Raw genomic sequence first — 20,289 nt, 5'->3', positions numbered from 1 at the left:
GCCGTATCCGCTCCGGGTCGCACCCGTTTTCATGCCGGCCTGGCGGGCCGGGGCCGGGCTGTGCCTGGCCCTGCTGCTCGCCGGCGGCGCCGCCCACGGCGCCAAACCGACCGAACGCAGCCGCCAGAAGGCGGTCGCCGAGCAGGAGCGCGCCGGCCTGCAGCAAAAGCTGACGGCCCTCAAGCGCGACATCGGCCGCACCGAAACCGCCAAGGACGACGCCGCCGACACGCTGGCCGAGTCGGAGGGCGCCATTTCCAACGCCAACCGGGCGCTGCGCGAACTGGCCGTCGAGCAGAACCAGACCGGCGTCAAGCTGCGCCAGCTCGGCGCGGCGCGCGGGCAACTGGTGGCCACCGTCGAATTGCAAAAGAAACAGTTATCAAAATTGCTGCGCGAACAATATGTCGCGGGCAACGAGGACCGCATCAAGTTGCTGCTGTCGGGCGACAACCCGAACCGCATCAACCGCGACCTGCAAATGATGTCCTACGTGTCGCAGGCGCAGGCGCGCCTGCTGGGCGCGCTGCGCGCCAATTTGCTGGCGGTCGAGGCCAACCAGGCCGAGGCGCAGAACGCCAAGGACGAGCTGGAGGAGATCGCCCAGGAGGAGCGCGAGCAAAAAACCCTGCTGGAACAGGAGAAGGGGCGCCGCGCGGCGCTGCTGGCGAGCCTGTCGAAGCGCCTGGTCGAGCAGCGCAAGGAGGCCGGCAACGTCGAGCGCGACGAGCAGCGCATGGCCGGCCTGGTCGACAAGCTGGCGAAATTGATCAAGGAACAGGCCGAGGCCGCCGCCGCCGAGAAGCAACGCCAGCAACAACTGGCGCAGGCGCGCGCCGAGGCCAAGGCCAAGGCCGACGCCGTGGCCGCCGCCGACGCCAAGGCGCGGGCGCTGGCGGCGACCGCGGCGCGCGCCACGGCGCAAGCCCAGGCCGAACGCCTGGCGCGGGAGCAGGCCAAGGGCGGCAAGGCCAAGCCGCCGACGCCGGCCAGGCCGGAGCCGGTCGCGCCCGACGAGCCGAAGGTGGCGCAGCGCCGGCCGGAGGAAGCCAAGCCGGAGCCGACGCCGGAAGCGAAGCCGGTGGTGGCCGCGGTGGCGGCCGAGCCGGTGCCGGCGCGCGCCAGCCTGGCCGCGGCGGCGCCGGAGGGCGCCTTCGCCGGCCTGCGCGGGCAGTTGCAGGCGCCGGTGGCGGGCCGGCTGGCGGCCAAGTTCGGCAGCAAGCGCGGCGACGGCCCCAGCTGGAAGGGCGTGTTTATCCGCGCCGGCGAGGGCGCCGACATCAAGTCGGTCGCCGCCGGCCGGGTCGTGTTCGCCGAATGGCTGCGCGGCTTCGGCAACCTGATCATCGTCGACCACGGCGGCCAGTACATGAGCATCTACGGCAACAACCAGGCGCTGCTCAAACGCGCCGGCGACGCCGTCAAGGGCGGCGACGCGATTGCCAGCGCCGGAAACAGCGGCGGCAACGAGGAATCGGGTTTATACTTTGAATTGCGGCATCAAGGCCGCGCGTTCGATCCGGTCGGCTGGGTGAAGTTCTAGGCCCGCCGGCGGATCGACGGACATTCTCCGCAGGTCGGCTTCGCCGGCGCGGCGCAACCCGACCTGCCGGCTCCGCCGCGGCGCGGCGGGCCGCCGCCCGGCAAGCCGGCCTGCCGGTTTTTTTTGGCGGGATCGGTGGAGCGCGGCGACAAATGGGCATCAAAGTAAAGAGTATCGGCCTGATCGGTCTGGGCATGCTGGCCGGTATCGGCGCCTCGATGCAGTTTTCGGCGGTCGCGCAAAAGAGCACGGCGGCGCCGCTGCCGCTCGAAGAGCTGCGCCAGTTGGCCGACGTGTTCGGCCTGATCCAGTCCGACTACGTCGAGGCGGTCGAGGGCAAGAAGCTGCTGACCGAGGCCATTTCCGGCATGGTCGCCTCGCTCGACCCGCATTCGACCTACCTCGACAAGAAGGCCTTCAAGGAAATGCGCGACAGCATGCAGGGCAAGTTCGTCGGCCTGGGCATTGAAGTGAGCATGGAGGACGGCTACGTCAAGGTGGTCGCGCCGATCGAGGATTCGCCCGCCGCCAAGGCCGGCGTGCTGGCCGGCGACCTGATCACCCGCATCGACAACGCGCCGATGAAGGGCCTGTCGCTGGACGAGGCGATCAAGAAGATGCGCGGCGAGCCGCACACCAGGATCGCCCTGACGGTGTCGCGCAAGGGCGAGCTCAAGCCGCTGGCGTTCAACATCGTGCGCGAGGAAATCCGCGTGCAGAGCGTCAAGGCGAAAATGGTCGAGCCGGGCTACGCCTGGCTGCGCATCGCCCAGTTCCAGGAACCGACCGTCGACGACATGGTCAAGAAAATCCAGCTGCTGTACGCCCAGGACCCGCACCTGAAGGGCCTGGTGCTGGACCTGCGCAACGATCCGGGCGGCGTGGTGCCGGGCGCGGTCGGGGTCTCGGCCGCCTTCCTGCCGAAGGACGCGGTGATCGTCTCGACCAACGGCCAGCTGGCCGACTCGAAACAGACCTTCTACGGCCGGCGCGAGTTCTACGCCGGGCGCAGCGGCGGCGACCCGCTGGCCAAGCTGCCGGAGGCGCTGAAAAGCGTGCCGATGGTGGTGCTGGTCAACACCGGCTCGGCCTCGGCCTCGGAAATCGTCGCCGGCGCGCTGCAGGACTACAAGCGCGCCACCATCCTCGGCACCCAGACCTTCGGCAAGGGCTCGGTGCAAACGCTGCGCCAGCTCACGCCCGACACCGCCGTCAAGCTGACCACGGCGCGCTACTACACCCCGCACGGGCGCTCGATCCAGGCGCGCGGCATCGTGCCCGACCTGATGGTCGACGAAACCGCCGACGGCGACGGCTGGAACAGCCTGCGCGTGCGCGAGGCCGACCTGCAAAAGCACCTTGGCAACGACGAGGACAGGGGCGTCGCCGCGCCCGCCGCCAAGCGCGACGAGCAGGAGGAGGAGCTGCGCCTGCTGGAACTGGCGAAGAAGCGCAAGCCGCTCGAATACGGCGGCAAGGACGACTTCCAGCTGGCGCAGGCGTTGAACCACTTCAAGGGCCTGGCGGTGAAGCTGTCGAAAGTCGAGGCGACGCCGGAGCAGGGCGCCGACAAGCCGGCCGACAAAAAGGCGCCGGCCAAAAAGTAACGGGCCGGCGCGCCGCAACCGACCGCGCGCGCCGTGCCCCGGCGCCGGCCCCTCCGCGTTTTCTGGACTGCACACTATGAACGACTCACAACTGCTGCGCTACTCGCGCCATATCCTGCTCGACGAAATCGGTATCGAGGGGCAGGAAAAGCTGCTGGCCGCGCGCGCGCTGGTGATCGGCGCCGGCGGCCTCGGCTCGCCGGCGGCGATGTACCTGGCCTCGGCCGGCGTCGGCCGCCTGACCCTGGTCGACGACGACACCGTCGACCTGACCAACCTGCAGCGGCAGATCGCCCACACCACGGCGCGCGTCGGCCAGCCCAAGGCCGCCTCGGCGGCGCTGACGCTGGCCGCGATCAACCCCGACATCGAGATCGTCGCGCTGGCCGAGCGCGCCGGCGCGGCGCGCCTGCTGGCGCTGGCGGCCGACGCCGACGTGGTGCTCGACTGCAGCGACAACTTCGCCACCCGCCACGCCGTCAACCGCGCCTGCGTGGCCGCCAAGGTGGCGCTGGTGTCGGGCGCGGTGATCCGCTTCGACGGCCAGGTCAGCGTGTTCGACCCGCGCGCGCCCGCCTCGCCCTGCTATTCCTGCCTGTTTCCGCAGGACCAGCATTTCCAGGACGCGGCCTGCGCCAGCATGGGCGTGTTCGCGCCCCTGGTGGGCGTGGTCGGCGCGATGCAGGCGGCCGAGGCGCTCAAGCTGCTGATGGGCGTGGGCGGCTCGCTGGCCGGGCGCTTGTTGATGCTCGACGGCCTCAACATGGAATGGAACAGCATCGGCGTCGCCCGCAACCCCGGCTGCCCGGTCTGCGGCCCCGCCGCGGCCGCCTGAAACATGGCCCGCGGCGCCCTCGGCTATACGTTTTTGATAACCTTCTATGGTGTTGCGCCGATTCCGCCTTATACTCTGCACTCGTTCATCCTCATCCTTCTATTTTCTTATGCAAAACGTTGCAAATCGTTCGATCCGGCGCCGCCTGGCCCGCGGCTTCACGCTCATCGAGATCATGGTCGTGGTGGTGATCATGGGCATCCTGGCCGCGCTGGTGGTCCCCAAGCTGATTAGCCGCACCGGCGAGTCGCGCGTGGCCGCCGCCCGCGTCGACATCATCTCGCTGATCCAGGCGCTGAAGTTGTACAAGCTCGACAACCAGCGCTACCCGACCACCGAGCAGGGCCTGGGCGCCCTGGTCAGCAAGCCGACCAGCGGCCCGGCCGCCAACGGCTGGAAGAGCGGCGGCTACCTCGACAAGATGCCGAAGGACCCGTGGGGCAATCCCTACCAATACCTGTCGCCCGGCATCAAGGGGGAAATCGACGTGCTCTCGCTGGGCGCCGACGGCCAGCCCGGCGGCAGCGGCGACGACGCCGACATTGGTTCGTGGGACATTTAAACCCGGCCATGTTCAACCTTGACCGTGCCGGCGCGCGGGCGCGCGGCTTCACGCTGATCGAATTGCTGGTGGTGCTGGTCATCGTCGGACTGACGCTGGGCATGGTGTCGTTCAACGCCATGCCCAGCCGCCAGCAGGCGCTGCACAAGGAAGCCGAGCGTATCGCGCTGCTGCTGCAACTGGCGCGCGACGAGGCCATCGTGCGCAACCGCCAGGTGGCGTTCGAGGCCGACGCCGAGCGTTACCGCTTCCTGGTGCGCAACGAGCGGCAATGGGAACCGGTCACCCAGGACGACTTGCTGCGCGAGCGCGCCTTCCAGAACAGCCCGGTGGTGTTCAGCGTCGAGCCGGCGCTGGGCGCCGGCGGCGCCGGCGCGCCGCTGCGCATCGTCTTCGGCCGCGAGCCGGTCGACAAGCCCTTCCTGCTGACCATGGCCAGCGGCGAGGGCAGCGCCGCCATCCGCGCCGATGGCATCGGCCATTTCACCGTCGAATGAAGCAGCGGCCCGCGCCCCGTCGCCACCGCGGCTTCACCCTGCTCGAAGTGCTGGTGGCGCTGCTGATCGTGGTCACCTCGCTGGGCGCCTCGCTGCGCGCGGCCGGCAGCCTGACGCAAAACAGCAACGGCTTGCGCAGCGCCATGATGGCGACCTGGTCGGCCGAGAACCGCCTCGTCGAGTTCCGTCTCAGCAAAGCCTTCCCGCCGATCGGCAAAACCGCCAGCGCCTGCCCGCAGGGCGACTTGAACCTGATTTGCCAGGAAGAGGTCGTGGCCACGCCGAACCCGCGTTTTCGCCGCGTCGAGGTCAGCGTCTACAACGCCGAGAACCCCGAGCGGCGCATCATCAAGCTGGTGCAACTGGTGCTGAGTCCATGACGGCCCGGCGCGCGCGCCGGCGCGGCTTCACGCTGGTCGAACTGCTGGTGGCGATCGCCATCCTGGCCATCGTCGCCGTGATGGGCTGGCGCGGCCTGGACGGCATCGTCCGCGCCCGCGTCGCGCTGACCGGGCAGATGGAGCAGACCCGCGGCATGCAACTGGCGTTCGCCCAGATGCAAAGCGATTGCGAGCACCTGGCCGGCGCCGGCGCGCAGGCGAGCTTGCTGCACGGGCGCGCCAGCCTGAGCGTCGAGGGCGAGCGCCTGACGCTGGTGCGCGCGGTCTTCGGCGAAAACCAGGCGACCCAGTTGCAGGTGGTGTCCTACCGCGTGCGCGACGGCGTGCTGACGCGGCGCGAGTCGGCCGGCACGCGCAACCTGGCCCAGCTCGACGGCATGTGGCAGGCGGCGCTCGGCGACACCGACACCGGCGCCGCGGTGCAGTTGCTGGCCGGCCTGGGCGGCATGGCGCTGCGGCTGTGGGACAACAACGCCTGGAGCGCGCCGGGCGGCGCCGCCGCCGCCAGCAGCACCGGGCTGGAGGTGACGCTGCGCCAGAAGGACCAGGAAATCGGCCTGGTCAAGACTTTCCTGCTGGGGGCGGTGTGACGCGCCGGGCGCCGCCATCGGGGCGCCAGCGCGGCGTCGCCGTCATCACGGCGCTGCTGCTGACGACGCTGGCCGTGACCATCGTCGCCAGCGTGTTCTGGCAGCAGCAGGTGCAGGTGCGCTCGATGGAAAACCAGCGCCTGCACCAGCAGACCAAGTGGATCACGCTGGGCGCGGTCGACCTGGCGCGCTTCTGGCTGCGCCAGGACAATCCCAACCTGACCCGGCTCGACGGCATCTGGAGCAAACCGGTGGCCGAGACCAACCTCGACCAGTTCGTCGAGCGCGAGCGCGTCGACGGCGAGGACTACGCGGCGACGCTGTCGGGCCGCGCCAGCGACGCGCAGGGCCGCTTCAACCTGAGCAACCTGGCCAGGGGCCGCGTCGTCGACAAGGCGCAGGTGCTGGTGTTCGGCCGCCTGCTGGCCAACCAGCGGCTCGACCCCGCCCTGGCCCAGGCCGCCGCGACGGCGCTGGCGCAGACCCAAAAGGGCGGCGCGCCGGCGCTGCCCGACGAGGTGCCGGCGCAGAGCGGCAGCGAGCCGATCGACTTCGCCCAGGTCGAGGACCTGCTCAGCGTGCCCGGCGTCACGCCGCAGGCGCTCGAGCGCCTGCGCGAGTTCATCATCGTGCTGCCCAAACCGAGCCCGATCAACATCAACACCGCGGCGCCCGAGGTGCTCGCCGCGGTGGTCGATTTCTCGCTGGGCGAGGCGCGCGCGCTGGCCAGCAACCGCGAACGCAAGCCCTTCAACGGCATCGGCGATTTCACGGCACTGATACAAGGCAAGACCCTGCTGCTGCCGAACCAGGGCGGCGTCGATATTAAAAGCAGCTACTTCCTGGTCGACAGCCAGGTGCGGCTGGACCGCGCGGCGCTGGCGACGCAGGCGTTGATCGAGCGCGACGGCACCAAGCGCACTACCACCCTGGTGTGGATCCGGGAAAACTAGAACCTGAAAGCGAGACCTTTTGACTACACTGTATATCCGGCATCCGGCCAAGGCCAGCGTTGACAGCGTGGCGCAGTGCCAGTTCGCGCTGGTCGCCCCCAACGGCGACGTGCAGCGGCAGGGCGCCGGCGCCCTCGGCGGCATGGCCCCGTTGATCGCCTCGGCGCGCCGCGTGGTGCTGCTGCTGGCGGCCGCCGACGTCACCCTGCTGCGCCTGAAGGTGCCGCCGCTGTCGGCGCCGCGCCTGCGCGCGGCGCTGCCGAACCTGGTCGAGGAACACATCCTGGGCGACCCGGCCGATTGCGTGCTGGCCGCCTCGGCCGAGGGCGCCGACGGCATGCGCACGGTCGCGGTGGTGCAGCGCGCCTGGCTGGAGGTGCTGGTCAAGGCGCTGCTGGCGCAGGGCGCGCGCGCCGTCGCGGCGCTGCCGGCGCAACTGTGCCTGCCCTTGCCGCCGGGCGGCGCGGCCGCCGCGCTGCACCTGGACGCCGGCGCCGACGCCGCCGAGCTGACGCTGCGCCTGGCGCCGCACGAGGGCATGGGCTTGACCCTGCCGCCGACAGCCCCGGCGGCGCTGTTGCAGATGCTGCGCGGCTTCGCCGCCGAGGCGCCGCTGACGCTGTACGTGGCCGCCGAGCGGGCCGCCGCCTACCAAGAGGCGGCCGCCGCCATTGCCGGCGACGGCGTCGGCGTCGGCGTCGGCGTCGAGCCGGACCAGTGGTCGCACTGGATCGCCGGCGCCAGGACGGCCGGGCTGGACCTGGCGCCGGCGCTGGGCGTGGCCGGCGCCCGCGCGCGCGACTGGCAGCTGTGGCGCTGGCCGCTGCGGCTGGCCGTGCTGGTGGCGCTGGTCAACATCGTCGGCGTCAACCTCGACTGGCTGCGCCTCAAGCGCGACGCCGGCGCGCTGCGCGCCGGCATGCTGCAAACCTTCAAGGCGGCCTATCCGAACGAGGCGGCGCTGTATCCGGCCGAGCAGATGCGCCGCAACGTCGCCAACGCCAAGATGGCCGGCGGCCAGCTCGGCGCCGACGAGTTCGGCGCCCTCGGCGCCGCGCTGGGCGAGGCGCTCGGGCCGCTGGCCGGCGCCGGCGCCGTCGCCTCGCTCGACTACCGCGAGCGCACCCTGAGCGTCAAACTGAAACCCGACGTGGTGCCGGCCGGCGCGCTGGCGCAGGTCAGGGAGGCGCTCAAGAAGCGCAACCTGCAACTGTCCGAGCCGGCCCCCGGCACCTGGCAAATCCGCGTTGCCCAAGGAGCGCAATGATGAACAAGCTGAGCACGATATTCCAACGCTACCGCCAGGGCGCCGGCGCGTTTTGGCAAGAGCGCACCGAGCAGGAGCGCAAATTCCTCGCCGTCGGCGGCGCCGCCGCCGCGCTGGCGCTGGCCTACGCGCTGCTGATCGGCCCGGCCGTCGGCGGCCGCGCGCGGCTGTTGAAGGAGATGCCGCAGCTGCGCGTCGACGCCGCCGAAATCGAGGGCCTGGCGCGCCAGGCCGCCGAACTGGCGCGGCAGGCGCCGGCGCCGCCGGAGCCGATGAGCCGGGCCGCCCTGACGGCGGCGCTGGCGGCGCGCGGCCTGGTGGCGCAGTCGGTCTCGCTGACCGGCGACTACGCCAAACTGCAGTTGAACGGCGCCTCGTTCGCCGCGCTGTCCGGCTGGCTCGACGCGCTGCGCCGCGACAGCCGCGTCGCGGTGCAGGAGGCCAATGTGGTGGCGTTGCCGACGGCCGGCCTGGTCGACGCCACGCTGACCCTGCGCCAAGTCGCGGGCCCGGTCAAATGACGCCGCCGCGCGACGAAAAAAGGCCGCGCCCGTGAAGCGCGCCGTGCTATGGTTGCTGGCCGCCGCGCTCGGCGTCGGCGCCACCGTGCTGCTGTTCTTCCCGGCCGGCTGGCTGGCCGCGGCGGTCGAACGCCAGAGCGGCGGGCGTTTGACCTTGGGCGACGCCCAGGGTACGCTGTGGCGCGGTTCGGCCTTCGTCGGCGCCGCCGCCAGCCGCAGCGGCGCGGTGACGCCGCTGCTGCCGGGCCGCTTCGCGTGGCGCCTGTCGCCGCTGGCGCTGCTCGGCAAGGTCGAGTTGCAACTGGAGAACCCGGCGGCGCTGTCGCAGCCGGTCAACCTGCGCGGCTCGTGGCGCGCGTGGCAGGTCAGCCCGGCCGCGCTGCTGCTGCCGGCCGAGCGCCTGGCCGGCTTGGGCGCGCCGTTGAACACGATCGCGCCCAGCGGTACGCTGCGCCTGTCGTGGAGCACGCTGCAACTGGGCCTGGCCGGCAACGCCGTCGACGTCGACGGCCGCACCACGCTGGAGTTGACCGACATGGCCTCGGCCTTGTCGGCCGTGCGCCCGCTGGGGAGTTATGAATTGGCCTTCGACTGGCGCGGCCAGCGGGCGCAACTGGGCCTGCGCTCGCTGAAGGGGCCGCTGCTGCTGGAGGGCGGCGGCGCGCTGGTCAACGGCCGCCTGCAGTTTTCCGGGCAGGCGCAGGCAGCAACAGGATATGAAGAGACCTTGGCAAGTTTGTTGAACTTGCTGGGCCAGCGCCGTACCAACAGCGACAAAAACATCATCGCCTTAGAGTTCAGATAATGAAAAAAACCACCATGAGCAATCCATCTATTTCCGCGCTGTCGCTGCGCCGCCTGGGCGCCGGCGCGCTGTTGTGCTGCGTCGCCGCGGCCGTCCCGGCGCAGCCGGCGCGCGCCGGCGACGAGGCCGCGCTGAACTTCGTCGGCGCCGACATCGAGGCCGTCATCAAGGCGGTCGGCCACTACACCAACATCAATTTCGTCATCGACCCGCGGGTCAAGGGCAGCATTACGCTGGTGTCGGAGAAATCGATCAGCAAGGCGCAGGCGTTCGCGCTGCTGGCCTCGGCGCTGCGGCTGCAGGGCTTCGCCGTCGTCAGCGGCGACGGCTACGCCAAGGTGGTACCGGAGGCCGAGGCCAAATTGCAGTCGGTGCCGACCCAGGTCGGCAGCGGCGGCGCCAGCGTCAAGGGCGACCAGATCGCCACCCAGGTGTTTTACCTGAACTACGAATCGTCGGCCAACCTGGTGACGGTGCTGCGCCCGCTGATCTCGCCCAACAACACCATCAACGCCAACCCGGGCAACAACACGCTGGTGATCACCGACTACGCCGACAACCTCAAGCGCCTGGGCAAGATCATCGCCGCGCTCGACGCGCCGGTCGCCGCCGACATGGACGTCATCCCGGTGCGCTACGCCATCGCCTCGGACCTGGCCACGATGGTCAACAAGCTGCTCGAGCCGGGCGCCGGCGCCGGCGAATCGGGCCGCGTCTCGGTGCTGGCCGACCCGCGCACCAACGCGCTGGTGCTGCGCGCGCCGTCGCCGGCGCGCGCCAACCTGGCCAAGTCGCTGATCGCCAAGCTCGACCAGCCCACCGCGCAACTGGGCAACGTCCACGTGGTGTACCTGAAAAACGCCGACGCCACCAAGCTGGCGCTGACGCTGCGCGCGGTGATGACGTCGGGCGAGGGCGGCGGCGCGGCCCAGGCCAGCGCCGGCAACGCCACCGGCCTGGGCGCCGGCGCCGCCGGACAGGGCGGACAGGGCGGCCAGCAGGCCGGCGGCCAGCAGCCGGCCGGCGGCGGCGGCGCCTCGCTGTCGGCGGCGCCGCAGGCGCTGGCGGCCGGCGGCGCGGCCGGCTTCATCCAGGCCGACGCCTCCACCAACACCCTGATCATCACCTGCACCGAGCCGGTCTACCGCAACCTGCGCGCCGTCATCGACCAGCTCGACGTGCGCCGCGCCCAGGTCTATATTGAATCGCTGATCGTCGAGGTGACGTCGGACAAGGCCTCCGAGTTCGGCGTGCAGTGGCTCGGCCTGTCGGGCGACAAGAACAGCAACTACCGCATCGGCGGCGTGCAATCGTTCGCCAACGGCACCAGCAACAACATCGCCACGCTGGCCACCGGCGCGGCCGCCGGCGGCAGCAACATCGTCGCCCCGGGCGGCGGCCTGACCATCGGCCTGTTCAAGCAAATCAACGGCGCGCTCGGCCTGGGCGCGCTGGCGCACGCGCTCGAGTCCGACGGCAACGCCAACATCCTGTCGACGCCGAACATGATCACCCTCGACAACGAACTGGCCACCATCCAGGTCGGCCAGAACGTGCCGATCCTGACCGGCCAGACGCTGGTCGGCGGCACCGCCAACGCCAGCCCGTTCCAGACCATCGAGCGCAAGGACGTCGGCCTGACGCTGAAGGTGCGCCCGCAAATTTCCGAGGGCGGCACCATTAAGATGGGCATCTACCACGAGACCTCGACGGTCGACAAGACCAGCGCCCTGGCGGTCTCGGGCATTACGCTCAACAAGCGCGTGATCGAGAACAACGTCATCGCCGACGACGGCCAGATCATCGTGCTGGGCGGCCTGATCGAGGACACCACCAACGACGGCGCCGAAAAGGTGCGCGGCCTGGGCGATATCCCGCTGCTGGGCAACCTGTTCAGGTACCAGACGCGCCAGCGCAAGAAGACCAACCTGATGATCTTCCTGCGCCCGGTGGTGATCCGCAGCAAGGAGCAGAGCACCACCCTGACGGCCGACCGCTACGACTACATGCGCGCCGCCGAGGCGCAAGCCCAGCCGGCGTCGGGCAACCTGATGCTCAAGGACCTGGGCGTGCCGCAACTGCCACCGCTGCTGAACGGCCAGCCGGTCGGCGGCGACATGCTGCGCCCGCTGCCGCAGGCGCCGCGGCCGCTGCCGCCCGCCAACGCCCCGGCCGGCAGCGGCGCGCCGCAATGAGCGCGGCGAGCATGACCGGCCACCGGGAAGGGCCGACCAGATGAGCAACCTACTACCCTACGCGTTCGCCCGCGACTACGCGCTGCTGGCCCGCCCCAGCGAGGAGGCCGAACACACGGTCGACGTGCTGGTGGGCCCCGGCACGGCGCCGGCCGCCATCGCCGAGGTGTCGCGGCGCTTCGGCCGCATCCGCCTGTTGACCTTGGCGCGCGCCGAGCTCGACGCCGCCATCGCCGCCGCCTACGCCGGCGCCGGCGGCGACGCCTCGCAGATGGCCGACGAGTTCGACGCCGACCTCGACCTGACCAAGCTGCTGCAGGACGTGCCGGCCATCGAGGACTTGCTGGAATCGTCCGACGACGCCCCGGTGATCCGCATGATCAACGCGCTGCTGACCCAGGCGCTGCGCGAGGGCGCCTCGGACATCCACATCGAGCCCTTCGAGCTGACCTCGGTGGTGCGCTTCCGCATCGACGGCAGCCTGCGCGACGTGGTGCGGCCGCGCAAGGCGATCCACGGTTCGCTGATTTCGCGCATCAAGATCATGGCCCAGCTCGACATCGCCGAAAAGCGCCTGCCGCAGGACGGCCGCATCACGCTGCGCGTCGGCGGCAAGCCGGTCGACGTGCGCGTCTCGACGCTGCCGACCGGGCACGGCGAACGCGCCGTGCTGCGCCTGCTCGACAAGGAGGCCGGCCGGCTCGACCTGCAGCACCTGGGCATGAGCGCCAGCATGCTGCCGGAGTTCGACGGCCTGCTCAAGCAACCGCACGGCATCGTGCTGGTGACCGGGCCGACCGGCTCGGGCAAGACCACCACGCTGTACGCGGCGCTGACGCGGCTCAACGCCAGCACCACCAACATCCTGACGGTCGAGGACCCGATCGAGTACGACCTGGTCGGGGTCGGCCAGACCCAGGTCAACACGCGCATCGACATGAGCTTCGCCAAGGCGCTGCGGGCGATCCTGCGGCAAGACCCGGACGTCATCATGATCGGCGAGATCCGCGACCTGGAAACGGCGCAGATCGCGGTGCAGGCCTCGCTGACCGGCCACCTGGTGCTGGCGACGCTGCACACCAACGACGCGGCGGCGGCGGTGACGCGCCTGCTCGACATGGGTATCGAGCCGTTCCTGCTGTCGTCCTCGCTGCTGGGGGTGTTGGCGCAGCGCCTGGTGCGCAAGTTGTGCGGCGCCTGCCGCAGCTTCGACGGCCAGCACTGGCAGGCGGTCGGTTGCGAGCGCTGCGGCCACACCGGCTACCAGGGCCGGGTCGGGGTCTACGAGCTGCTGCAGACGACCGAACAGATCCGCGCGCAAATCCACAACCGCGCCTCCGAGGCCGAGGTGCGCGCCGCGGCGCAGCGCAGCGGCATGCAGACCATGCGCGAGGACGGCGAGCGTTGGCTGGCCGACGGCACCACCACGCCGGCCGAGCTGCTGCGCGTAACCAAAGACTAGGGACCAGCGCAGATGCCCGCATTTCGCTATGAAGCCGTGGACGCCGGCGGCGCCACCAAAAAAGGCGTGCTCAACTCCGACAGCGCCCGTTCCGCGCGCGCCGAGCTGCGCGCGCAGGGCCTGGTGCCGCTGGCCGTCGACGCCATCGCCGCCCAGGTCGACGCCGCCGGCGTGACCAAGAGCCGGGCCTTCGGCGAACGCCTGTCGAACGCCGAGCTGGCGCTGTTTACGCGCCAGTTGGCCAGCCTGCTGGAGGCCGGCCTGCCGCTGGAACAAGCCTTCTCGGCGCTGCTGGAACAGGCCGAGCGGCCCTACCTGCGCGACCTGATCGCCTCGATCCGTTCCGAGGTCATCGGCGGCGCCGCCTTTTCCGAGGTGCTGGCGCGCCATCCGCGCGACTTCGCCGAGATCTACCGCGCGCTGGTGGCCTCGGGCGAGCAGATCGGCCACCTGGCGCGGGTGCTGTCGCGCCTGGCCGACTACATCGAGCGGCGCAACGCGCTGGTGCAAAAGGTCAAACTGGCCTTCACCTACCCGGCCATCGTCACGGTGGTGGCGTTCGCCATCGTCATCTTCCTGCTGACCTATGTGGTGCCGCAGATCGTCTCGGTGTTCGCCAACACCAAGCAGAAGCTGCCGCTGCTGACCATCATCATGCTGGCGCTGTCCGACTTCGTGCGCCATTACGGCGTGCTGATGGGCGGCGTGCTGGCGGCGGCCTGGTTCGCCTGGCGCCGCGCGCTGCAAGAACCCGGGCTGAAACGGCGCTGGCACACCTGGCTGTTGACGGCGCCGCTGTACGGCAAGTTCGAGCGCAGCCTGAACACGGCGCGCTTCGCCAGCACGCTGGCCATCACCACCGGCTCGGGCGTGCCGATTTTGCGGGCACTGGAAACCAGCCGCGACACGCTGTCGAACGTGGCGATGCAAGAGCTGGTCGAGGAGGCCAGCAACAACGTGCGCGAGGGCGTCAGCCTGGCGCGCGCGCTGTCGGCGCAAAAGCACTTCCCGCCCATGCTGATCCATATGATACGCGCCGGCGAAATCACCGGCGAACTGCCGGCCATGCTGGAACGCGCCGCCAGCGCGCAGGAGCAGGACCTGGAGCGGCGCACCTTGACCATTGCCGGCCTGCTGGAGCCGGCCTTGATCCTGGCGATGGGCGTGGTGGTGCTGCTGATCGTGCTGGCGGTGCTGATGCCGATCATTGAAATTAACCAGCTGGTGCGGTAGAGAAGAAAAATCGAGAAAACATGATGAAGCGTTTGCCCCTGTTTGTGAGTTTTGCCGCCGTCGTGGCGTTGTCGGCGTCGCTGGCCTTCTGGTTCATGGAGCTGGTCAAGCCGCCGCAGCGCGCGCTCACCGCGCTCGTCAGCCAGGCCGCGCCCGAACCCGGCCCCGACGCCGTTGCCGGCCTGTTCGGCGGGCGCCTGCAAGTGGCCGCGCTGAGCCATTACCAGTTGAAGGGCGTGGTCGCCGCCGGCAACGGCCGCGGCAGCGTGGCGATCCTGGCCAGCGACGCCAAGCCGGCCCAGGCCTATCCGGTCGGCGCCGAGGTGGCGCCCGGCGTCACCGTCAAGGACGTGCAGCCGCTGTTCGTGCTGTTGTCCGACGGCGGCGTGCCGAAGCGGGTCGAGCTGGAGCAGGCCGTGGTCGGCGGCGGCGGCGCCGCCGCGTTGGCGCCGCCGCAGCCGTCGCAACAGCAGATGACGCCGCCGCCGCAGCAGCAAATGACGCCGCCGCCGGCCGCGCCGCCGCTGCAAATGGCGCCGCCGTCGCGCGTCGTCAGCCCGCCGGCCGGCTCGCACTGACGCGCCCGGCGCGCCGGACCCCGATGCCCTTCAGTTCGCGGGCCGGCGCGCTGAACACCCACCAAGGCGAAGTGCCGGGGCCGCACCCCGGGGGGCCGACCCCGCGGTGACATCCTCGGTTTTGCGCGTTTCAACGCCCACGCCGCCGTCCAACAGGAGTGCTTCCATGGTTTCCCTTCGCGCCCTCGCGCTGTGCTGCGCCTGCGCGCTGCAGTTGTCCCCGGCCGCCGCGCAAGGCGTGGCCGAGGCCGCGGCGGCGCGCCCGCGCGTGGCGCTGGTGCTGTCGGGCGGCGGCGCGCGCGGCCTGGCGCATATCGGCGTGCTGCGCGTGCTGCGCGACATGCGCGTGCCGGTCGACATCGTGGTCGGCACCAGCATGGGCGGCGTGGTCGGCGGCGCCTACGCCGCCGGCGCCTCGGTGGCCGACCTGGAGCAGATGGCGCGCGCCACCAACTGGGACCGGGTGGTGGCCGACCGCCCGGCGCGCCAGGACCTGGCGTTCCGGCGCCGCGAGGAAGACCAGTTGCTGCCGTCGCGCATCGAGTTCGGCCTGAGCCGCAACGGCGTCTCGCTGCCGCCGGCCGCGGCCGGCAACGCCGCGCTGGAACTGGCGCTGAACCGGCTGCTGCCGGAAGCCATGCGCGACCGCCCGGTGAACCGCCTGCCGCTGCCGTTCCGCTCGGTGGCCTCGGACCTCGTCACCGGCGAGCTGGTCGAACTCGACGACACGCCGCTCTTTCTCAGCGTGCGCGCCTCGCTGGCGGTGCCGGGCGTGTTCGCGCCGGTGCGCATCAAGCAGCGCCTGGTGGTCGACGGCGGCCTGGTGCGCAACCTGCCGGTCGACATGGCGCGCGCCATGGGCGCCGAGGTGGTTATCGCGGTCAACGTCGGCACCACGCTGGCGCCGGAAAAGGACCTCGGCAGCGCGCTCGGCGTGGCCCAGCAGATGCTGCAAATCCTCACCGAGCAGAACGTGCAGCGCTCGATCCGCGAACTGGGACCGCGGGACATCCTGATCGCGCCCGATTTGAGCGGCGTCAGCTTTCTCGACTTCAACAGCCAGGAAAAGGCCATGCACGCCGGCGCCCAGGCGGCGCGCGCGCTGGCCCTGCGGCTGGCACCGCTGGCGCTGCCGCGGCGCGAATACGCCGCGCTGGAGGCGCTGCGGCTGGCGGCGCCGGCGCTGGCCGACGTCGCGCTGCCGCTGGCGCAGCTGGAGGTGCAAAGCGGCGGCGGCATCAACGCGCGCGCGCTGGCGGCGCAGTCCGGCCTGGTCGAGGGCAGCGCCGTGACGCGCGAGCAGGTGCGCCGCGCCGGCGCCAAACTGTACGGTCGCGGCGACCTGGCCCGCGTCGAAACCGAGATCAGCGACGCCGGCGACCAGCGCAGCGTGCTGATCAAGGCCAGCGCCTCCGACTGGGCCGGCAGCCGCCTGCGGGTCGGGCTGGAGCTGGCCAGCGATTTCAACGACAACAACAATTTCGCGCTGAAGCTGATGCACGTGGCCGGCTCGCTCAACGCCTGGGGCGGCGAACTGCGCAGCATCGGCCGGATCGGCACCGAACGCTCGATCGACGTGCAATGGTGGCAGCCGCTGGGCGCCGGCTCGCCGTGGTACCTGGCGCCGGCGCTGCACTACGGCTCGGCGGTGGCCGACAGCTTCCTGGCGGGGCGGCGCGCCAGCCGCTACGCCTACGACCTGCACAGCGCCACGCTGGTGCTGGGGCGCGAACTGGGCAGCTTCGGCGACATCCGCGTCGGCGCCACGCGCAGCCGCGCCAGCGCGCGCCAAGTGATCCCCGAGCTGCCGCTGGACCAGCGGCAGTCGGCGCGGGGCACCGACCGCTTCGTCAGCTACCGGGTCGACACGCTCGATTCGCTGGCCTTCCCCAGCCGCGGCTTCCTGCTCGACGCGACCCTGGCCAGCACCAAGACCGGCGGCCACGGCGTCGCGCCGCAGGCCAGCTCGTCGGTGCTGGCGATGTCGGCCTTCCACACCGCCAACTGGGCCGGCCACCTGTACGGCGAATGGGCGCGCGCCCAGAGCGGCAGCGCGCCCTTGCAACTGGGCGGCTTCCTGCGCCTGTCGGGGGTGCCGGCCAACTCCATCGAGGGCCGCGGCGTGCTGCTCAGCCGGCTGGTGATGGCGCGCCGCATCGGCGCGCTGCCCAGCACCTTCGGCGGCGTGATCCGCGCCGGCTTCTCGCTCGAGGCCGGCGGCGCCTACAACGACGACGATCTGGCGGCCGTGCGCTACCGCTTCGTCCAGGCCGGCAGCGCCTTCCTGTCGGTCGACACCCGTTTCGGCCCGGCCTATTTCGGCGCCGGCGCCAGCCGCGGCGGCACCGGCACCGTTTACCTGTTCCTCGGCCCGATCTGGTAGGGCGGCTGCGGCCGGCGCAGCGCCGTGAAGGCGCCGAATTCCCACGAGCGAAAGCCGAGTAGCAGGGTGAAGCCGTCGCGCTCGGCGCCGGCGAGGCGGCGGTCGCCCTGGTGCAGCCGCGCCAGCTCGCCGGCCAGTTGCCGGATCTTGTGCACCATCTCGTGCGCGCTGGGCAGGCTCAGGCGCGCCGGGATGCACATCAGGGTCTCGCCGGCGCCGTCGAAATGGCCGCCGAAATAATCGGCCACCACGTGTTCGCGGAAATACTGTTGCACCGGGCCGTCGGCCAGCCAGTGGAAGGCGTTCGAGACGCGCATGCTGTAGCGGTTCAGCGGTTTCAGCTCGATCAAGCCGATCCGGTCCAGCTCGGCCAGCAGGCCGATGCACTCCGGCTGCGACAGCGCGTAGGTTTCCACCACCTGCTCGAGGCTCCAGTGGCCCAGGCAGCAGATCGCCATCAGCAGCAGCTTGGGGCGCGCCATCAGCGAGGTTTCCTGCGTCAGCGTCAAGGTGTCGGCGTGCGGCGTGACGTCGGCGGCGGCGCGCAGCACGTCCTCCAGCGCGATGCCGGCCGCCTTGCAAATCTGCGCCAGGCGCGACAGCGACATGTCGTGCTGGCCGAACATGCGCTTGACGCTCGATTCGCTCATGTCGATGCGCTCGGCCAGCAATTTATAGGTGATGCCGGCGGCGCGCAATTCCGCGCGCAGCACCTGCACGATCAATTCCGGTGAACTCATGGGCTTCCTGTCTGCACGCCGTCCCTGCCAGCGCTTTCTTTGTGGTGTTTCAAACATCTTATCGTAAGGCGTTGGGGTCCGGCCCGCGCGTGCCATAGTACCGGAATACGCCACCAAACGTGGCCCATGGCGGCACTTCGCACAAGGAGATGGCGGCGCCCGGCGAAGCTTGCGACACTGCCCCATTGGGCCCGGCCCGCCCCCACCAAAGGACGCCCATGTTCCAGCCCTACCTGTTCGCCGCCGTGGCGTTGGCCGCCTGCCTGCCGGCCCCGGCCCCTGCCGCCGCGGCGCCGCTGTACGCCGGCGCCGGCCTGGGCGCGCGCCACGACGCCCGCCTGTACCTGGGCCGGCGCTACGAGTCGTTGCAGTTTCGCGGCGGCGAGGCGGCGCTGTCGCTCGAGGCCATCGGCTACGCTGGCGACGCCGCCTGGCGCGCGCTGGGCCTGGCTTACGTGGGGGGCTATAAATTCGACGCGCTGTCGCTGCACGTACGCCTCGGCGCCGCTTATGGCGGCGCGGCGCGGCGGCGCCGGCCCGCCGCGCTGTACGGCTACGGCGGCGCCTACGCGCTCGACGCCGACTGGTCGCTGCACCTGGACTGGGACAGCGTGCCGGGCGGCGCCGAGCGCGAAGGCTTGCTCACGGCGGGCTTGTCGTACCGCTTCTGACGGCCGGCGCCGACCGGCCGGCGCGGTGCCGCGACGGCTCGACGCGGTACTGCATGCGCTGGCGCGTCGCCAAAGCCTTGTTTGCCATGCCGGCCTCCTTGCTTACAACACGTAGCGCGACAGGTCCTCGTTGACGGCCAGCGCCTCCAGGCGGGCGTTGACGTAGGCGGCGTCGACGGTGACGACGCTGCCGCCGCTCTCGCTGGCGCTGAACGAGACTTCCTCGAGCAGCTTTTCCATCACCGTGTACAGGCGCCGCGCGCCGATGTTCTCGGTGCGCTCGTTCACCGAAAAGGCGATTTCGGCCAGGCGCGTGATGCCCTCGGGCGCGAATTCCACCTTCACGTTCTCGGTCGCCAGCAGCGCCTCGTACTGCATCGTCAGGCAGGCGTCGGTGCTGGTGAGGATGCGTTCAAAGTCGGCCGTCGACAGCGACTCCAGCTCGACGCGGATGGGGAAGCGCCCCTGCAGCTCGGGGATCAGGTCGGACGGCTTGGCCAGGTGGAAGGCGCCGGAGGCGATGAACAAAATGTGGTCGGTGCGGATCATGCCGTACTTGGTGTTGACGGTGGTGCCCTCGACCAGCGGCAGCAGGTCGCGCTGCACGCCGGCGCGCGAGACGTCGGCGCCGCCGACCTCGGAGCGCGAGGCGATCTTGTCGATCTCGTCGAGGAAGACGATGCCGTTCTGCTCGACGTTCTGGATCGCCTTCTGCTTCAACTCGTCCTCGTTGAGCAGCTTGGCCGCCTCCTCCTCGACCAGCAGCTTCATCGCCTCGCGCACCTTGATCTTGCGCGCCTTCTTGCGCCCGGCGCCGACGCCCGAGAACATCGATTTGATCTGCTCGGTCATCTCCTCCATGCCGGGCGGCGCCATGATTTCCATCTGCGGGCCGGCCTCGGCCAGCTCGATCTCGATCTCCTTGTCGTCCAGCTCGCCCTGGCGCAGGCGCTTGCGGAAGGTCTGGCGGGTGGCGTCGCCGGCGGCCGGCTGCTCGCCGGCGGCGGCGGCGACGTTGAAGCCGAAGTCGCGCGCCGGCGGCACCAGGATGTCGATGATGCGGTCCTCGGCGGCGTCCTCGGCGCGCAGGCGCACCTTCTTCATCTCGCTGGAGCGGGTCTGCTTGATGCCGATGTCGATCAGGTCGCGGATGATGGTGTCGACGTCGCGCCCGACGTAGCCGACCTCGGTGAACTTGGTGGCCTCGATCTTGATGAAGGGGGCGTCGGCCAGCTTGGCCAGGCGGCGCGCGATCTCGGTCTTGCCAACCCCGGTGGGGCCGATCATCAGGATGTTCTTCGGCGTGATTTCGTGGCGCAGCGGCTCGGCCACCTGCTGGCGGCGCCAGCGGTTGCGCAGCGCGATGGCGACGGCCTTCTTGGCGCGGCCCTGGCCGACGACGTGTTTATCGAGTTCGGCGACAATTTCCAGCGGGGTCATGTTCAT

19 protein-coding genes are annotated in these 20,289 nt (G+C 70.7%); 17 read left to right on the top strand and 2 right to left on the bottom strand.

Annotated features, from left to right (window positions below; all coding sequences use genetic code 11):
* The first annotated feature begins 31 nt into the window (after window positions 1-31).
* The 16 genes from JANGC3_RS0118415 to JANGC3_RS0118335 all read left to right on the top strand — a co-directional run bounded on the left by JANGC3_RS0118415 (window position 32) and on the right by JANGC3_RS0118335 (window position 17,432).
* Complete coding sequence (locus tag JANGC3_RS0118415) at window positions 32-1,543, top strand: murein hydrolase activator EnvC family protein (RefSeq protein ID WP_017877962.1); 1,512 nt, start codon at window positions 32-34, stop codon at window positions 1,541-1,543.
* Between the two features lie 152 nt (window positions 1,544-1,695).
* Complete coding sequence (locus JANGC3_RS0118405; RefSeq protein ID WP_017877960.1) at window positions 1,696-3,150, top strand: S41 family peptidase; 1,455 nt, start codon at window positions 1,696-1,698, stop codon at window positions 3,148-3,150.
* 76 nt (window positions 3,151-3,226) lie between these two features.
* Complete coding sequence (locus JANGC3_RS0118400; protein WP_017877959.1) at window positions 3,227-3,985, top strand: HesA/MoeB/ThiF family protein; 759 nt, start codon at window positions 3,227-3,229, stop codon at window positions 3,983-3,985.
* A gap of 109 nt (window positions 3,986-4,094) precedes the next feature.
* Complete coding sequence (gspG, locus tag JANGC3_RS0118395) at window positions 4,095-4,547, top strand: type II secretion system major pseudopilin GspG (protein ID WP_017877958.1); 453 nt, start codon at window positions 4,095-4,097, stop codon at window positions 4,545-4,547.
* Between the two features lie 8 nt (window positions 4,548-4,555).
* Complete coding sequence (gspH, locus tag JANGC3_RS0118390; RefSeq protein ID WP_017877957.1) at window positions 4,556-5,044, top strand: type II secretion system minor pseudopilin GspH; 489 nt, start codon at window positions 4,556-4,558, stop codon at window positions 5,042-5,044.
* Window positions 5,041-5,424, top strand: a complete 384-nt coding sequence (gene gspI / locus JANGC3_RS0118385) for a type II secretion system minor pseudopilin GspI (RefSeq protein WP_017877956.1) — start codon at window positions 5,041-5,043, stop codon at window positions 5,422-5,424. The genes gspH and gspI overlap by 4 nt, the downstream gene beginning before the upstream one ends.
* Complete coding sequence (locus tag JANGC3_RS0118380) at window positions 5,421-6,035, top strand: PulJ/GspJ family protein (RefSeq protein WP_017877955.1); 615 nt, start codon at window positions 5,421-5,423, stop codon at window positions 6,033-6,035. Before gspI ends, JANGC3_RS0118380 begins: the two co-directional genes overlap by 4 nt.
* Complete coding sequence (gspK, locus tag JANGC3_RS0118375; protein ID WP_017877954.1) at window positions 6,032-6,988, top strand: type II secretion system minor pseudopilin GspK; 957 nt, start codon at window positions 6,032-6,034, stop codon at window positions 6,986-6,988. The genes JANGC3_RS0118380 and gspK overlap by 4 nt, the downstream gene beginning before the upstream one ends.
* Window positions 6,989-7,007: 19 nt before the next feature.
* Window positions 7,008-8,255, top strand: a complete 1,248-nt coding sequence (gspL, locus tag JANGC3_RS0118370; protein WP_017877953.1) for a type II secretion system protein GspL — start codon at window positions 7,008-7,010, stop codon at window positions 8,253-8,255.
* Window positions 8,252-8,776 carry a type II secretion system protein GspM gene (gene gspM / locus JANGC3_RS0118365; RefSeq protein WP_232429729.1) on the top strand — a complete coding sequence of 175 codons (525 nt, stop codon included), beginning with the start codon at window positions 8,252-8,254 and terminating at the stop codon, window positions 8,774-8,776. Before gspL ends, gspM begins: the two co-directional genes overlap by 4 nt.
* Before the next feature lie 31 nt (window positions 8,777-8,807).
* Entirely contained in the window at window positions 8,808-9,581 is a 774-nt protein-coding gene (locus JANGC3_RS0118360; protein WP_017877951.1) for a type II secretion system protein N, read from the top strand.
* On the top strand, window positions 9,581-11,776 hold the full coding sequence (gene gspD / locus JANGC3_RS0118355) for a type II secretion system secretin GspD (RefSeq protein WP_017877950.1): 2,196 nt from the start codon (window positions 9,581-9,583) through the stop codon (window positions 11,774-11,776). The genes JANGC3_RS0118360 and gspD overlap by 1 nt, the downstream gene beginning before the upstream one ends.
* 40 nt (window positions 11,777-11,816) lie before the next feature.
* Window positions 11,817-13,238, top strand: a complete 1,422-nt coding sequence (gspE, locus tag JANGC3_RS0118350; RefSeq protein ID WP_017877949.1) for a type II secretion system ATPase GspE — start codon at window positions 11,817-11,819, stop codon at window positions 13,236-13,238.
* Between the two features lie 12 nt (window positions 13,239-13,250).
* Entirely contained in the window at window positions 13,251-14,471 is a 1,221-nt protein-coding gene (gspF, locus tag JANGC3_RS0118345) for a type II secretion system inner membrane protein GspF (RefSeq protein ID WP_026133155.1), read from the top strand.
* A gap of 20 nt (window positions 14,472-14,491) precedes the next feature.
* The gene (locus tag JANGC3_RS29590) at window positions 14,492-15,049 is read left to right on the top strand and encodes a type II secretion system protein N (RefSeq protein WP_017877947.1); all 558 of its coding nucleotides are present in this window, start codon (window positions 14,492-14,494) and stop codon (window positions 15,047-15,049) included.
* Window positions 15,050-15,215: 166 nt separating this feature from the next.
* A complete protein-coding gene (locus tag JANGC3_RS0118335; protein ID WP_017877946.1) occupies window positions 15,216-17,432 on the top strand; it encodes a patatin-like phospholipase family protein in 2,217 nt (738 codons plus the stop codon).
* On the opposite strand, the gene JANGC3_RS0118330 is transcribed toward JANGC3_RS0118335, so the two are convergent.
* Window positions 17,405-18,172 (bottom strand): helix-turn-helix domain-containing protein, encoded by a 768-nt coding sequence (locus tag JANGC3_RS0118330; protein WP_026133154.1) that lies wholly within the window; start codon window positions 18,170-18,172, stop codon window positions 17,405-17,407. The genes JANGC3_RS0118335 and JANGC3_RS0118330 overlap by 28 nt on opposite strands.
* 218 nt (window positions 18,173-18,390) lie before the next feature.
* Here JANGC3_RS0118330 and JANGC3_RS0118325 point away from each other — a divergent pair, with 218 nt between their 5' ends.
* Window positions 18,391-18,843, top strand: coding sequence for a hypothetical protein (locus JANGC3_RS0118325; RefSeq protein ID WP_017877944.1), 453 nt, complete (start codon window positions 18,391-18,393; stop codon window positions 18,841-18,843).
* A 102-nt stretch (window positions 18,844-18,945) separates the two neighbouring features.
* Here JANGC3_RS0118325 and hslU read toward each other — a convergent pair whose 3' ends face one another.
* On the bottom strand, window positions 18,946-20,289 hold the full coding sequence (hslU, locus tag JANGC3_RS0118320; RefSeq protein WP_026133153.1) for an ATP-dependent protease ATPase subunit HslU: 1,344 nt from the start codon (window positions 20,287-20,289) through the stop codon (window positions 18,946-18,948).

Source organism: Janthinobacterium sp. CG3 (assembly GCF_000344615.1).
Taxonomy (GTDB): domain Bacteria; phylum Pseudomonadota; class Gammaproteobacteria; order Burkholderiales; family Burkholderiaceae_D; genus Janthinobacterium.
Note: the sequence above shows the minus strand (reverse complement) of the source record. Positions and strands in the feature narration are given on the sequence as shown.

What these genes read in the sequence shown, in the direction of transcription:
- JANGC3_RS0118415 (WP_017877962.1), top strand. Translation starts at nt 32, where the DNA reads ATGCCGGCCTGGCGGGCCGGGGCCGGGCTGTGCCTGGCCCTGCTGCTC.
- JANGC3_RS0118405 (WP_017877960.1), top strand. Translation starts at nt 1,696, where the DNA reads ATGGGCATCAAAGTAAAGAGTATCGGCCTGATCGGTCTGGGCATGCTG.
- JANGC3_RS0118400 (WP_017877959.1), top strand. Translation starts at nt 3,227, where the DNA reads ATGAACGACTCACAACTGCTGCGCTACTCGCGCCATATCCTGCTCGAC.
- gspG (WP_017877958.1), top strand. Translation starts at nt 4,095, where the DNA reads ATGCAAAACGTTGCAAATCGTTCGATCCGGCGCCGCCTGGCCCGCGGC.
- gspH (WP_017877957.1), top strand. Translation starts at nt 4,556, where the DNA reads ATGTTCAACCTTGACCGTGCCGGCGCGCGGGCGCGCGGCTTCACGCTG.
- gspI (WP_017877956.1), top strand. Translation starts at nt 5,041, where the DNA reads ATGAAGCAGCGGCCCGCGCCCCGTCGCCACCGCGGCTTCACCCTGCTC.
- JANGC3_RS0118380 (WP_017877955.1), top strand. Translation starts at nt 5,421, where the DNA reads ATGACGGCCCGGCGCGCGCGCCGGCGCGGCTTCACGCTGGTCGAACTG.
- gspM (WP_232429729.1), top strand. Translation starts at nt 8,252, where the DNA reads ATGATGAACAAGCTGAGCACGATATTCCAACGCTACCGCCAGGGCGCC.
- gspD (WP_017877950.1), top strand. Translation starts at nt 9,581, where the DNA reads ATGAAAAAAACCACCATGAGCAATCCATCTATTTCCGCGCTGTCGCTG.
- gspE (WP_017877949.1), top strand. Translation starts at nt 11,817, where the DNA reads ATGAGCAACCTACTACCCTACGCGTTCGCCCGCGACTACGCGCTGCTG.
- gspF (WP_026133155.1), top strand. Translation starts at nt 13,251, where the DNA reads ATGCCCGCATTTCGCTATGAAGCCGTGGACGCCGGCGGCGCCACCAAA.
- JANGC3_RS29590 (WP_017877947.1), top strand. Translation starts at nt 14,492, where the DNA reads ATGATGAAGCGTTTGCCCCTGTTTGTGAGTTTTGCCGCCGTCGTGGCG.
- JANGC3_RS0118335 (WP_017877946.1), top strand. Translation starts at nt 15,216, where the DNA reads ATGGTTTCCCTTCGCGCCCTCGCGCTGTGCTGCGCCTGCGCGCTGCAG.
- JANGC3_RS0118330 (WP_026133154.1), bottom strand. Translation starts at nt 18,172, where the DNA reads ATGAGTTCACCGGAATTGATCGTGCAGGTGCTGCGCGCGGAATTGCGC.
- JANGC3_RS0118325 (WP_017877944.1), top strand. Translation starts at nt 18,391, where the DNA reads ATGTTCCAGCCCTACCTGTTCGCCGCCGTGGCGTTGGCCGCCTGCCTG.
- hslU (WP_026133153.1), bottom strand. Translation starts at nt 20,289, where the DNA reads ATGAACATGACCCCGCTGGAAATTGTCGCCGAACTCGATAAACACGTC.